Consider the following 14,125-nt stretch of genomic DNA (forward strand, 5'->3'; position numbering starts at 1 on the left):
GCGCCCCTGAAATGCGGGGCTGCGCCCCGGTCTTTTCAGCGGCCCGCAGGGCCGTGTTTTTGGGGCGCGGGGAACTGCGCGAGCAACCACACACCACCCGCACCCGCCAGACCACCCCATCCCCCGAGCTCGAAGGCGTGGCGGGGTCGAAGGGGCGCAGCCCCTGGATGGGGGTCCCCCCGCTCGAGCGGAGCCGAGAGTGGGGGAGGGACGGGTAGGGCCGGCGGGGGCGAAAACAAACCGGCTATGCCATCTGGCGGCGGACCAGCTCATGGAGCCGACCCCCCGTGTTCGCCAACAACTGCCCCGGCGCCCCCACCTCCGCGACCTTCCCGTCCTCCATCACCACCACCCGATCCGCATCCATGACCGTGGACAACCGGTGAGCGATGACGATGCGCGTGGCGTTCAACGCCCGCGTGCTCTCGATGACCGTCCGCTGCGTCTCGTTGTCGAGCGCGCTTGTGGCCTCGTCGAAGAAGAGGATGCGGGGCCGGCGGATCAGGGCCTGGGCGATCATCAGGCGCTGGCGCTGGCCGCCGGAGATCGCGCCGTTGCCCTGGACGATGGTGTGCAGCCCCATCGGCATCCGCTTGATGTCCTCGGCGAGCCCCGCCATCTCGGCGGCGGCCATCGCCTCCTCCGGCGTGAACGGCTCGGTGCCGCAGATGACGTCCAGGATCGACCCGGTGAAGGGCTGGGCGTGCTGGAGTACGACACCGCACTGGCGGCGTACGGCGGACTGGTCCAGGGCGGCGAGGTCCTGGCCGTCGTACAGGACGCTGCCCGCGACCGGCTTGTCGAAGCCGATCAGCAACCTCAGCAGTGTCGACTTGCCGCAGCCACTCGGGCCCACGATCGCCACGAACTCGCCGGGCCTGATGTCGAAGGACACGTCGTCCAGCACCAGCGGGCCGTCGTCCGCGTACCGGAAGGACAGTCGGCGGGCCTCGATCCCGCCCGTCAGCACACCCGGGCGCGTACTCGCCGTACGCACCTCGGGTGTCGCCTCCAGCACCGGCTTGATCTCCTCGAACAACGGCAGCACCGCCACCGCCGAGACGAACGCGCCCGTGAGCTGGGTGACCGACGTCAGCAGCATCGTCACCGAGGTGTTGAAGGTGAGGAACTCCGCCGCCGACATCGAACCGCGTGCCGGGCCCGCCAGCAGCATGAACATCAGCAGGGTGCACAGCGGCAGATACACCGCGCCCAGCACCGTGTTGAGGTTCTTGATGCCGCCGACCTTCTGCTGGAGCTCCCGGCTGCGCGCGAACTCGCCCGCCCAGGCCGCGTACGCGTAGTTCTCGGCCGCCGCCACTCGCAGCTTCGGCAGCCCGCGCAGGGTCTGGAAGGCCTGGTTGTTCAGCTTGTTGCTCAGCACCACCAGGCGGCGCTGCCAGCGCACCTGCCACAGGCCAAGGCCGAGGAAGACCGCCGCGACGACCACGAGCATTCCGATCGCGGCCAGCGCCATCGGCACGCTGTACCAGAGCAGCAGAGCCAGGTTCACGGCACCGATCGTCACGGACTGGGCGACCACCGGGCCGACCCCCGCGAGCGTGCGGCGGATCGCGCTGATGCCCATGGCCGCGCTCGCCAGTTCACCCGTGGAGCGGGACGCGAAGAACTTCGTCGGAAGCCTCAACAGGCGGTCCCAGACCGCCGGTTGGAGCGTCGCCTCGATGCGGCCCTCCAGGCGCAGGATCGTCAGGTTCTGCAACAGCAGGAACGCCGCCGACACCACGCTCGCGAGCATCACTGCCAGGCAGGCCTGCACGATGAGGTTCTCCTGCGCCTTCGGCACGTACTCGCCGAGCACCTTGCCCGTCGCGATCGGTACGAGCGAGCCGAGCGCGACCGTCACCAGACCGCTCAGGAGCAGGCCCGTCATGTCGCCGCCGGTGCCGTGCAGGCTGAACCGCATCAGCCGCAGGGGGCTCAGCACCCGCTCGGGCAGCGGGCGGTAGAACATCACGGCACGCGGCTCGAACTCGGCCACGTTCGCCTTCTCGATCGGCGTCTCCCGGCCGGACGACGGCTGCATGGCCACGTATCCGCCGCGCCGCCACAGCAGCGCCACCGGCGCGCCGGACAGGGCCCGGTGTCCGACCAGCGGGCCCACGTTCTCCCGCCACCAGTTTCCGGTGAGCCGTACGGCGCGGACCCGGACCCGGGAGGCGAGCGCGATGCGTTCCACCGGGTCGAGCCGGTCGCTCTCCGTGCCGCTCTGCGCGGGTTCGGAGAGCGCGATCCCGGCCGCCTGGGCGACGACCTTGCAGGCCGCGTACGTGGCGTCGGCGTCGGCCGCCGTCGTACGCCGGGCCGCGGACGATTTGCCGATGGACGCGAGCAGCGTCCGGTCGGCCTGGGCGCGGACCGCCTCGCCGGCCTTGATACCCGCCGCCGTACGGTCCTCGTGGGTGCGCTCCAGCTGCTCGATCCAGCGGTCCAGCGTGGCCAGCAGCCGGTACTGCTGGTCGACCATGCTCTGCCAGACCCCGGGGTCCATCAGCAGGTCGGCCGCCGCCTCCGCGCCGTACAGCGAGCCGTACTGGACGCTGCCGGGCGGCACCTGCATCCAGAACACGTCGTCGTCGGTGAGCGCGGCGGCCTGCTCGGTGGCCATCGGCGCCTGGAAGAGGATGGACAGGCCACGGCCGACGCCCAGGGCGAGGGCGTACTCCAGCGGGCTCGTCTGCGGGGGTACGAGCTGGGGGTTGCCCCATTCGTCGTACGACCAGGTCTCGGTGTTCACCGGCTGGTACAGCTCGCGCAGACCGATGCGGCGCACCACGCAGTCGCGCAACGGGCGGGCGACCAGGGTGTGTTGCGGCCCGGCGACCGGGCCGAGCAGCAGGGACCCCGCTTCGAGGCGGCCCAGGTGGTGCCAGTGGCCCTGCTGCTTGGCGTCGACCGCGAACAGGTCGAGGGCGCCGGAGGCCACCAGCCACAGCACCTGCGGGCCTTCGAGGTCGAGACGGGTGTAGCCGGTGCAGTCGAGGGGGGTGCCCATGGCGCCGAGCGCGCCGAGGACGAGGTCGCCCTCCTGGTGCACCTGGCTTCCCTGGCCCCCGTGGCTGTCGTGTACGGAGGTCATCTCACCGCTCCCTGACCAGTTGGGCGTACGCGCCGCCGCGTGCCACCAGCTCCTCGTGCCGGCCGCGTTCCACGATCGTGCCGTGCTGCAGGACGACGATCTCGTCGCTGTCGCGGACCGTGCTGAGCCGGTGGGCGATCACCACACAGGCGCAGCCGCGCTTGCGCAGGTTGTCCATGACGACCAGCTCGGTCTCGGCGTCGAGCGCGCTGGTCACCTCGTCGAGGACGAGGATGCTGGGCCTGCGCACCAACGCCCGGGCGATCTCCAGCCGTTGGCGCTGCCCGCCGGAGAAGTTGCGGCCGTCCTGCTCGACCTTGCTGTTGATACCGCCCGGGCGACGGGTGACGACGTCGTACAGGGCCGCGTCCCGCAGCGCCTCGACCACGGCCTCGTCCGGGATCGACGGGTCCCACAGGGCCACGTTGTCGCGGACCGTGCCCTCGAAGAGGAAGACCTCCTGGTCGACGAAGGAGACGGAGGCGGCGAGCGCGCCGCGCGGGATGTCCTCAAGGCGACGGCCGTCGATGCGGATCACACCCTCCCAGGGGGAGTACAGGCCCGAGATCAGCCTGGACACCGTCGACTTGCCGCTGCCGGAGCCGCCGACCAGCGCCACCTGCTGACCCGGGCCGACGGTGAGGTCGAAGCCCGTGAGCAGGGGCTTGTCGAGGGGGCTGTAGCCGAAGGTGATGTTCTCCAGTTCGACGTGGCCGTGCAGTCGGCGGGTGGACTCGCCGGCGTCCGGGCGGGTGTACAGCGGGTCCGCCTGGAAGTTCTCGACGTCCTTCAGCCGGGCGACGTCGGCCGCGAAGTCCTGGATGCGGCCCGCGACGCCGTTGAGGCGGGTGATCGGTGCGGTGAACCGGGTGACCAGCGCCTGGAAGGCGACCAGCAGGCCGACGGATATGTGGCCCTCGACCGCGCGCATGCCGCCGATCCAGAGGATGAGCGCGCTGTTGAGCGTGGCGAGCGTCGGCGCGACCACGCCCAGCCACGCGCTCGGCACGCCGAGACGCTGCTGCTCCTCCAGCGTGGTCGCGTGCTGGCCCGCCCACTTGCGGAAGTAGCCCTCCTCGCCGCCGGTCGCCTTCATCGTCTCGATCAACTGCAGGCCCGTGTACGCCGTGTTGGTGAGCCGCGCGGCGTCGGCGCGCAGCTTCGCCGTACGGGTCGCGCGCAGCCGGATCACCACCCGCATCGCCACCATGTTCAGCAGGGCGACCGCGATGCCGACGAAGGTGAGCTGCGGGTCGTACGTATAGAGGAGTACGGCGTAGAGGACGACGACGACCGCGTCCACGCCCGCCGCCGCGAGGTCGCGGGCCAGGGTCTCGGCGACCACGTCGTTGGACTGGAGGCGCTGGACGAGGTCGGCGGGGCTGCGCTGGGAGAAGAAGGTGACGGGCAGGCGGAGGAGATGCCTGAGGAAGCGGGCGCTGGAGAGGGTGGAGGAGATGAGGCGGCCGCGCAGCAGGTTGGTCTGTTGCAGCCAGGTCAGCAGGACCGTCAGCAGGACGCACGCGCCCATCGACGCGAACAGCACGCCCAGCAGCGAGGTCTGGCCGCCGATCAGGAACATGTCGATGTACGTACGGCTCAGCGCGGGCACCGCCGCGCCGACCGCCACGAGCAGCAGGCTCGCGAGGACGGCGGCGGGCAGGGTGCCGGAGGTGCCGCGCATCCGGGCCGGCATGGCGCCGAGGACGCCGGGCTTGCGGCCGCCCTTCTCGAAGTCGTCGCCGGGCTCCATGACGAGGACGACACCGGTGAAGCTCGCGTCGAAGTCCTCCATGGGCACGAACCGGCGGCCCTTGCCGGGGTCGTTGATGTGCGCGCCGCGCCGGCCGAAGCGGCGCCCCATCCCGTCGTAGACGACGTAGTGGTTGAACTCCCAGAACAGGATGGCCGGACCCCTCACCTCGGCGAGGGCGGCCACGTCCATCTGCATACCCTTGGCGGTCAGGCCGTAGCCGCGGGCCGCCTTCAGGAGGTTGCTCGCGCGTGAGCCGTCCCGGGAGACACCGCAGGCGATGCGCAGTTCCTCCAGCGGGATGTGCCGCCCGTAGTGGCCGAGGACCATGGCGAGGGAGGCGGCACCGCACTCCACGGCCTCCATCTGGAGGACGGTGGGGGTGCGGACGGTCTTCTGCCTGCTCTTGGGCACCGTGCGCTTCTTCGGCGCCGCCTTGCGTCTGCCGCGTGCCGGCGGCGCCGCGGTGTCCTGGGGTGGGGTCACGGGAGCAGCCAATCGATCGGACGCTCGTCGGCCATGCGGATCGAGCCGGTGGCCATGGTCATGGAGGTCAGCTCGAACGGCGGCCCGTCCTGCGAGGACCACTTGTAGCCCGACTCGGTCGACGCCTTGCGGTCCAGGCGTACGGTGACGGCCACCGGCCGGCCCTTCTTGGTGAACTGTTCGCCCAGCTGGCTGTCGCCGAGGAACGCGCCGATCGACTGCGGGGTCTGGGCGGTGCGGTCCACCTTCTTCACATGGCCGCGCAGTACGCCGTAGCTCTGGGTGGGCGCCGACTGGACGGTGAGGTCCACCTGGGCGTTCTTCGGGATGGAGGCGGCGTTCTCGGCCGGGACGTACACCGTGGCGTACAACGGGTCGTCGGCGTCGGCGACCTTCTCTATGGCGGCCACATTGGCGCCGGTCTGGATGATCTGGCCGATCGTGGCGGCGAGCGCGGAGACCCGGCCCGCGGCGACGGAACGTACGACCGTCTCGCCCTCGGCGGTGGCGACCTTCAGGACCGGTGCCTTGGCGGGCAGCCGCTCGCCCTGCTTCGCGAGTACGGCGGTGACCTGGCCGGCGACGGGGCTCTGCAGGATGTAACTGCCCTGCCCGTGGGTGAGGATGGCGGGCGCGCTGACCGTGGAGGTCACGGAACCGGTGACGGCCCACACGGACGCGGCGGCCATGGCGACCACCGTGATGGACAGCACCAGCCAGCCCTGGGGGCGGGCGAAGCGCACCGGAAGGTCGAGCTCCTCCGGTGACTGGAGCCTGGCGAGGGCCTGTTGGCGGAACTGCACGGGACTTCCCTCACCTGCGCGATGTGAGACGAAAGGACTTTCGGGGCGCCCGAGGGTTTCCGGGCACCCGAGAGCCCCGGAACCGTCAGGCGGTTCCGGGACTCAGCGGCACTGGGGCTCGATCAGAGACCGGCGACCAGGCTCGTGACCGGGGCGGTGTTCAGGCCGGTGGCACCCTCGACCGTGGTGACGGCCGTGTTGACCAGGCCGGAGACCGGGGCGATGCCGTCCACCAGGCCGGTGACGGTGCCGAGGGCGTTGACGTGCAGGCCACCGGAGACGGCGTCGAGGGCGGCGTCCGACAGCTCGGCGGTCTCAACCTGGGGGGTGGAGTTCATGATGGAACTTCCCTTCGTATAGCTCTTCATAAGGGGGGAGCGGCCCCCTTCTGGGGACAGAACGACGGCCGCACACGTGGGTGCCCACTTCTCGTTTCCGAGAGCTTGGCGGTCCCCGCGGTGCGATGGATCAAAGCAGAGATCCGGGGCGCACATCCAATCAACAGGGCCTCTCACCAGGGAACTTGATGACCATGAGGGCTCATCCGTGCAGGCTCGCGCACGCGGCGGTGGCAAGTTCTTCACACCCGGCGCCGCATCGTCGCGGCCCGCTCGTTGCCAACCGGAAAACGAACTGGACAGTCCCGCCTCAAAGGCACGGCACGGCGACGCCGGCTGTGCAGATCCTTCGAGTGCCGTGACTCGACTGGGTATTCGATGTGGAGATTCCCCGAAGCCGGTTTTTCGATCAGCGACAGAAACGGACGGCTACGGACCGGTGGCAGATCGTGTCTGCCCGCTTGACGTATTGCGCTCAGTTGTCACAGGAGCGCTTTTTCGTCACCCGAGAAGCGCGTAAACCGTGCTCGCCCGGGCCGCGAGCTCCCCTGAACTCCCGGTCGTCATCGCGATGTCGGCGAAGGCCATCCGGCGCCCGAGCTTGGTGAGGACCGCCTCGACGAGTACGTCCTCACCCACGACCGCCCGCTGGAAGCTGGTCGACTGCTGGACCGTGGTCATCGGTACGAAGGAACCGCGCGCCGCCGAGACCGCGATCACCGTCGCCGTGTCCGCCGCGGCCATCAACGCCTGACCCGACAGGACGCCGCCCTGGGCCCTGTCGTCACGGTGAGGATCTTGTCGGCTTCGGTGGGTGTGAGAGTCATGCCGGCATCGTTCCCGGCGGTTCGGGCCGGGGAACGTGGGTGGGAAGTCGTGAAATGCCACCCGAACCGCACTTTGCGAAGCGGAAGATCGGAAACTTTTTTCGAGGCGTTGAACACCCCACCGGAAGCATCCGTACCAACTGGCAACCAGGCGCCCCCAGTTCACCCGCCGGACGGCGGCACGGACCCCGTCCCCAGGAGGTCAAGAGTTGAGTCACAAACGAGCCACCAAGCGCAAGGCCTTTATAGCGGCAGGCGGCGTGGCGGCACTCGGAGCGGCGGCACTCATCCTGCCGAACGCCATGGCGTCCCAGACGGAGTCGAACGAGGCAGCCCCGAAGACGCTCGCCGCGAGTGACGCCTCGGACCTCGCCTCACAGCTCCAGGAAGCGCTCGGTGAAGCGTTCGCAGGCGCGTATTACAACTCGAGTGAGCAGCAGCTCATCATCCAGGTCATCGACGGCATCGAGATCGACGGCGACGACAACAATGTGATCATCCAGGCCGAGCAGGCCGGTGCGGAGGTCCAGGAGGTCGAGAACAGCTGGTCCGAGCTCAAGGCCGGCGCGGCGACGCTGAAGGAAGAGGCGACCATCCCGGGCACTGCCTGGGCGATCGACCCCCGTACGAACAAGATCCAGGTCACCGCCGACTCCACGGTCACCGGAGAGAACTGGGACACCATCGAGTCGACGGTCAAGTCGCTCGGCTCGGGCATGGCGGAGATCAAGAAGTCCGCCGGCACGTTCAAGACCTTCCTGGAGGGCGGCGACGCCATCTTCGGCGGCGGCGCGCGCTGCTCCGCCGGCTTCAACGTCGTCAACGCCGAAGGGGCCCCCGCCTTCCTGACCGCCGGTCACTGCGGTGTCGCGGAGGCCGAGTGGTCCGAGGAGGAGGGTGGCGCCCCGATCGGCACGGTCGACGCGGCGACCGCCACCTTCCCCGGCGACGGTGACTTCGCGCTGGTCAACTACAACGACCCGGCGACCCAGGCGGCGAGCACCGTCGACCTAGGCAACGGCCAGACGGTCGACATCAACGCGGCCGGCGAGGCCACGGTCGGTCTGCAGGTGTTCCGCATGGGCAGCACCACCGGTCTCGCCGACGGCCAGGTCACCGGCCTCGACGCGACGGTGAACTACCCCGAGGGCACGGTCACCGGCCTCATCCAGACCAACGTCTGCGCCGAGCCCGGCGACAGCGGCGGCTCGCTGTTCACCGAGGACGGCCAGGCCATCGGCCTGACCTCCGGCGGCAGCGGCGACTGCACGGTCGGTGGCGAGACCTTCTTCCAGCCGGTCACCACCGCCCTGGCCGCGGTCGGCGCCACCCTCGGCGACGGCGGCGCGGGCGCCGGCGAGGAAGCCGCGGGCGGTGCCGGTGACGAGGCTGCCGCCGCGGGTGCCGGTGGCGAGGCCGGTGCGGGCGAGGAAGCCGCCGCGGCCGGTGCCGGTGAAGAGGCTGCCGCCGCGGGTGCCGGTGAGGAAGCCGGTGTGGGTGAAGAGGAGGCCGCCGCCGGCGTCGGCGAAGAGGAGGCCGCCGCTGCCGGTGCCGGTGAGGAAGCCGGTGCGGGCGAGGAAGCCGCCGCTGCCGGTGCCGGTGAAGAGGCCGGCGCGGAGCACGAGCAGGGCGTCGTCGAGCAGTAGGCCGACACCCGCGAAGACGTGGTGGACGACGGTTCCGGGCTCAGCGGCCACTGATACCGGAACGTCGATCCCACGACCCACCCACCGGCCACGCCGGTGAGTGGCACACGGTCCGGCCCTCCGGCGGGAGGGTCGGACCGATGCGCGTTACGGGGCGCGAGCGCCCCGTCAGGGGCGTGGGGAACCGTACGGCGAGCCGGACGCACGAAGCAGCAGCAAGGCCACATCGTCCAGCCTCTCCTCCGCGGTCTCCGTCTCCCGGACCAACTCATCGGCGACCGCGTCCAACCCCTGATCCCCGCCGGAGGCGAGCCGCTCCCCGAGGTCGGCCAACGCATCCTCGATATCCACCCCGGGCGACTCGATCAACCCGTCCGTGTAGAGGGCCAGTACGCACCCCTCGCCCAGCGCCACCTCGGTCGTCGGATACACCGCATCCGCGTCGATCCCGAGAAGCGGCCCACCCGCGAGGTCCAGCACCTTCACCTTCCCGTCCGGCCTGCGCAGCAACGGCGGTGGATGCCCGGCCCGCGCCATGACGGCCGTCCCGTGCTCTGGGTCGAGCCGCAGGTACAGACAGCTGGCGAACAGCTCGGACCCGAGGTCGATCAGCAGCCGGTTGGTGCTGCTCATCACGTCCTGCGGCGCCTGACCGACGGTCGTATACGCGCGTACGGCCGTACGGATCTGCCCCATCAGCCCCGCCGCTGTCACGTTGTGCCCCTGTACGTCGCCGATCACGGCCGAGGCCCGCCCGTGCGAGAGGACGAGGTCGAAGAAGTCGCCGCCGATGTCCATGCCCCGGGTCGCGGGCAGATAGCGGGAGGCGGACTCGATGCCGGGGATCGACGGCAGCGAGTGCGGGAGCAGCGCGGCCTGCAGCCCGTGGGCGAGCTGGTGCTTGGCGTCGTAGAGCAGAGCCCGCTCCAGGCCCTGGGCGATGAGCCCGCTGAGGCTGGTCAGCACCGCACGCTCGTCCGCCGGGAACGGATGCGGGTCCGCGTACCCGAGCACACAGGTGCCCACCGGCCGCCCCTGGGCGATGAGCGGCAGATACGCCCAGGCGGCCAGGCCGTCCCGGGTCGTCTCCCGCATCGGATACAGGTGCTCCAACTGCTGCCGGCTCTCGAAGAAGGCGGGCACCCCGCTGGTCAGGGCATGCGCGCCGGGGGTCTGCGCGGTGAGCGGCATGCCGTCGAAGCGTTCCACGTGGTGCGGATCCGCGTAACCGCGGTGCCCCAGCACATGCAGCCGCCCCGCCCGCGAGCCGAGCATCAGCAGCGCCTGGGCGCCGATGGCCGGGGCGATCTCGCTCGCGACCAGCTCCACTATGTCCTGCACCCCCACCGCCTCGGTGAGCGCGCTGGCCAGCGCCAGGACATGGTTGATGGTCACCAGGCGGCCCGGCCCGTCGTCCTCCTGGTGCCCGGCGCCCTCCAGCTCGGCGACCGCCCGGGCCCGGGAGATGCGGACGCTCAGTCCGTTCGTGCCTGGGTACAGCCGGAACGACAGCCAGTCGTTCGGCGGTTTGAGCGCCACGAACGAGGTGACGTGCTGACTCATCAGCGCGGCCCGGTACCGGTCCTCGTACGAGGGATCGTTCAGCCAGGGCACGGACGCCCACAGCTGGGTGCCGAGCAGTCCGCTGACGGGGATGCCGAGCAGTTCGGCGGTCGCCGCGTTGGCGAAGGAGATCCGCCCGTGCAGATCGAGCGCGCACATCCCGTACGGCAGCCGCGCCACCATCCGCGCCGCCTCCACCGTGCCGAGCGTCCCGGCGACGGTGGTCGCCGACGGCGCCGACAGGTCCGGCTCCGGCACTACCGGCCGGCCCTCGTCCTCCGCGCGCCGCAGCCGTTTCGCGAGCCGGTCGCAGGCCGAGGTGAGATGGTCCCGCTCACGGTCGCTGAGCTCCGGCGGGTGCGAGCCGGGCCAGGTGAGGAAGACGGCGCCGTAGGTGGTGTCGCGGGTCGCCACCGGCAGGGCGGCCAGGGCGAAGGGGTAGGGCAGGACCACGGCGATACGGGGGTAGCGGCGGGCCATCTGCTCCTCGCCGTTCACCCACACGAGCCGCCGGTCCCGCACGGCCTCGGCGACCGGGACCGGAGCGCTCAGTCCCACCCGCTCCCACGGCGCGGCGAACGATCTCGGCAGCCCCGCCATGACCGCCATCTCCAGCACGGGCTCGTCGGGCGTCAGCAGATACACGGCGCCGGAGTGCGCGTCGACGTCGTCCATCATCGCGGCCAGGGCCAGCGACAGCATCGGATGACCCACGCGCGCCGTCTCGACGGTGGTCCGCCCCCGGGCCGCGTACACATCGGACATGCCCGACCACCTCCTCCCGTGTCGGCGCGACGGCCTCCGCGTCAAGGCTCCCCCCTGACGGCCCGGTACGCACGGCGAGCGAGGTCAGCGTCAGCCGGTCCCCCCGGGCCGGATGCGGTCGAGCCTTCCAGCCCGCCGGGGCGGGCCGACAGTCACGCCTGTCACCGGAGACCTGTAACGGATGTCACACGATCACCGTGCGGAATGCACATGTAGAGACTTGTTTGTATCCTTTCGCCCCATGCCCGAAGCCTTTCGATCCGGGCCCGGAGCCTTTCGCCTCGGGCCGCCGAAGACGTTCCTCGACCAGCACGGAATGGTCGCAGGGGCTGCGCGAGTGGCTGAGAAGCGCTGTAATTGCGACGTGGTCAGTGAGGGTGCGGCGCAACGCGGAGCGAAGACGTTGCGTGCCGAACTCGCCCTCAAGTCCCTCACCGGCGACCTCGACCCGCACGAGCGCCTGCAAGCCGTCCTCGAACACGTCCTCGTCTTCACGGATGCGACGGTCGCCGCCGTGTACACCCCCGACGGCGATCTGCTGTCGCTGGTCACATCGGCCGGCGTACCGAGGAGCCTGTACGGGCTGCGCGACGGCTACCCGGCCTCCGACACCGCCCCCGTCGCCGAGGCATGCCGCACCGGGCAGCCGCGCTGGCTCGGCTCCGCGGACCTCCTCCAGGACGCCGACGTACGCCGCTCGCACGCCAAGGAGTTCTCACTGGCCGTGCTGCCGCTGCGCGAGCGGGGCTGTCTGGTGGCCGTGAGCGACGGCACGGACGGCTTCGACGCCGAGGACCGGGAGTGCCTCGGACTCCTCACCGAGGCCGTCTCCCACGCCGCCCCCGCCCCGCCCGCCGGGGTCGGCGCCGCGTTCGAGTACGCCATGGACACGGGCCGCGTCGAGGTCGCCCCCGAGCTGCTGGAACTGTTCGGCATCGGGCCCGACGACTTCGACGGCCGGGTCGAGACCCTGATGGCTCTCACCGTGCCCGAGGACATGCCGGCGCTGATGTCCGTCGTGGAGGCGGACCACATGTACATCGGCGACCGCGAACTGGAGTTCCGGATCCGCCAGCCCTCCGGCGAACAGCGGTGGCTGTGGCTGCGCGCCCGCCTGGTCCCCGGCGGCGAGGGCCGCCCCGACCGGCTGGTCGGCGCCGTCGCCGACGCCGCCAGCGTGCGCTCCGGCCTCAACGACGTGGCCCGCGTCCAGCGCCTCGCCGCCGCCCTGGCCAGCGCGGGCACCGTGCGCGACGTCAGCCAGGCCGTGGTCGCCGCCCTGCGCAAACCGCTCCAGGCCGACCGGATCGCCCTCGCCGAACTGGAGGCCGACCGCCTCGTCGTCACCCTCCTCGACCCGCCCCAGCCGGAGGCCTGGCCCGAGGTGTGGCGCTCCGAGTGGCGCTCCGAATGGCCCGACGCACCGGTGCGCAGCATGCCGACCCTCGCCGCCGCCCTGCGCGAGGGACGCGCCGCGATCTGGCCCGCCGGAGCCACCCTGGAGCCCGCGCTCGCCGACGTCGGCCCCGGCGGCCTCGCCGTCCTCCCGCTGCCGGGCGGCGGCCGCATGGCCGGGGCCTGTCTGATCGGCTGGGACAGTCCCCACGTCTTCGGCTCCGACGAGCGCGCCCTGCTCACCGCCGCCGCGGGACTCGCCGGCCAGGCCCTGATGCGCGCCCACGCCCTGGACGCCGAGCACGAACTGGTCAGCATGCTCCAGCGCACCCTCCTCCCGCGCCGCCTGCCCCAACTGCCCGGCGCGGTGGCCGTCGCCCGCTACCTGCCCACCACGGCCGGTCTGGAGGTCGGCGGCGACTGGTACGACGTGATCCCGCTGCCCGACAACCATGTCGCCCTCGTCATCGGCGACGTCCAGGGCCACAACGCCGGCGCCGCCACCCTCATGGGCCAGATGCGCACCGCACTGCGCGCGTACGCCATCGAAGGGCACCCCCCGGACGTCGTCGTCTCGCACGCCAACCGGCTGCTCGTCGACATGGAGACCGACCTCTTCGCCACCTGCTGCTATGTCGACATCGACATGGAGGAGGGCTCCGCCTGGTACGTCAGGGCCGGCCATGTGCCGCCCGTGCTGCGGTACCCGGACGGCACCACCGAGATCACCGAGTCGGAGGGCGGACCGCCGCTCGGCGTCGTCCTGCAGGCCGACTTCCCCATGGCGCCGCTGCGCCTGGCCCCCGGCACGGTGCTCGCCCTCACCACGGACGGCCTCGTCGAATCCGCCGACATCGACGTCGAGGACGGCCTCGACCGCCTCGCCGACGGACTGTCCGCCGCCGACCCCGCCCACCTCGGAGCCGTCGCCGACATCCTCCTCCGCGGCGCCAACCGCGACGACGACGTCGCCCTGCTCCTCATGCGCTACGACGGCATGGCCCTGCGCCCGCAGCGCGAGAACTGGACGGTATGGCGCGTCCCCCAGGCCGTCGGCCAGGCCCGCCGCTACACCAAGCGGGTCCTGCGCGCCTGGGGCATCGACTTCGAGGCGGACACCGTCCTCCTCGTCGTCTCCGAACTCGTCACCAACGCCCTCGTACACACCGACGGCAAGGTCCGCCTCGACCTCACCCTCCTCGCCGACCGGCTGCGCGTCGCGGTCGCCGACGCCTCACCCCGTACGCCGGCCAAGCCCACCAGCATCGGCTGGGAGGCCACGGGAGGCCGCGGCATCCTCCTCGTGGAGGCCATGTCGACCGCCTGGGGCACGGTGCCGGTGAGCGGCGGCAAACAGGTGTGGGCGGAGATCCCCATCGAGGTGGCACCCTGACGGCGTACGTCTGCTGCTGGCGCCGTCGGCGGCCCCCGTGCTCAGCGCGTTGACCA

General features: G+C 71.2%; 7 protein-coding genes and 1 pseudogene. 2 read left to right on the forward strand and 6 right to left on the reverse strand.

Annotated features, from left to right (window positions below; all coding sequences use genetic code 11):
• Positions 1-244: 244 nt before the first annotated feature.
• The 5 genes and pseudogenes from F3T56_RS27515 to F3T56_RS27535 all read right to left on the reverse strand — a co-directional run.
• Complete coding sequence (locus tag F3T56_RS27515) at positions 245-3,100, reverse strand: NHLP bacteriocin export ABC transporter permease/ATPase subunit (protein WP_149828060.1); 2,856 nt, start codon at positions 3,098-3,100, stop codon at positions 245-247.
• A 1-nt stretch (position 3,101) separates the two neighbouring features.
• Entirely contained in the window at positions 3,102-5,339 is a 2,238-nt protein-coding gene (locus F3T56_RS27520; RefSeq protein WP_172639165.1) for an NHLP family bacteriocin export ABC transporter peptidase/permease/ATPase subunit, read from the reverse strand.
• Positions 5,336-6,142, reverse strand: coding sequence for an HlyD family efflux transporter periplasmic adaptor subunit (locus F3T56_RS27525; RefSeq protein ID WP_149828061.1), 807 nt, complete (start codon positions 6,140-6,142; stop codon positions 5,336-5,338). Before F3T56_RS27525 ends, F3T56_RS27520 begins: the two co-directional genes overlap by 4 nt.
• Before the next feature lie 122 nt (positions 6,143-6,264).
• Positions 6,265-6,480, reverse strand: coding sequence for a type A2 lantipeptide (locus F3T56_RS27530; protein WP_149828062.1), 216 nt, complete (start codon positions 6,478-6,480; stop codon positions 6,265-6,267).
• 501 nt (positions 6,481-6,981) lie between these two features.
• A pseudogene (locus tag F3T56_RS27535) lies at positions 6,982-7,254 on the reverse strand (PaaI family thioesterase); the annotation flags it as partial.
• A 313-nt stretch (positions 7,255-7,567) separates the two neighbouring features.
• Here F3T56_RS27535 and F3T56_RS27540 point away from each other — a divergent pair.
• Positions 7,568-8,953, forward strand: a complete 1,386-nt coding sequence (locus tag F3T56_RS27540) for a S1 family peptidase (protein WP_149828122.1) — start codon at positions 7,568-7,570, stop codon at positions 8,951-8,953.
• Between the two features lie 168 nt (positions 8,954-9,121).
• On the opposite strand, the gene F3T56_RS27545 is transcribed toward F3T56_RS27540, so the two are convergent.
• Positions 9,122-11,281: a SpoIIE family protein phosphatase gene (locus F3T56_RS27545; RefSeq protein WP_149828063.1), complete on the reverse strand. Its 2,160-nt coding sequence runs from the start codon at positions 11,279-11,281 to the stop codon at positions 9,122-9,124.
• A gap of 364 nt (positions 11,282-11,645) precedes the next feature.
• On the opposite strand from F3T56_RS27545, the gene F3T56_RS27550 reads away from it, so the two are divergent.
• A complete protein-coding gene (locus F3T56_RS27550) occupies positions 11,646-14,069 on the forward strand; it encodes a SpoIIE family protein phosphatase (protein WP_149828064.1) in 2,424 nt (807 codons plus the stop codon).
• Positions 14,070-14,125 lie beyond the last annotated feature (56 nt).

The sequence above is a fragment of the Streptomyces tailanensis genome, from assembly GCF_008386495.1.
GTDB classification, from domain to species: Bacteria; Actinomycetota; Actinomycetes; order Streptomycetales; family Streptomycetaceae; genus Streptomyces; species Streptomyces tailanensis.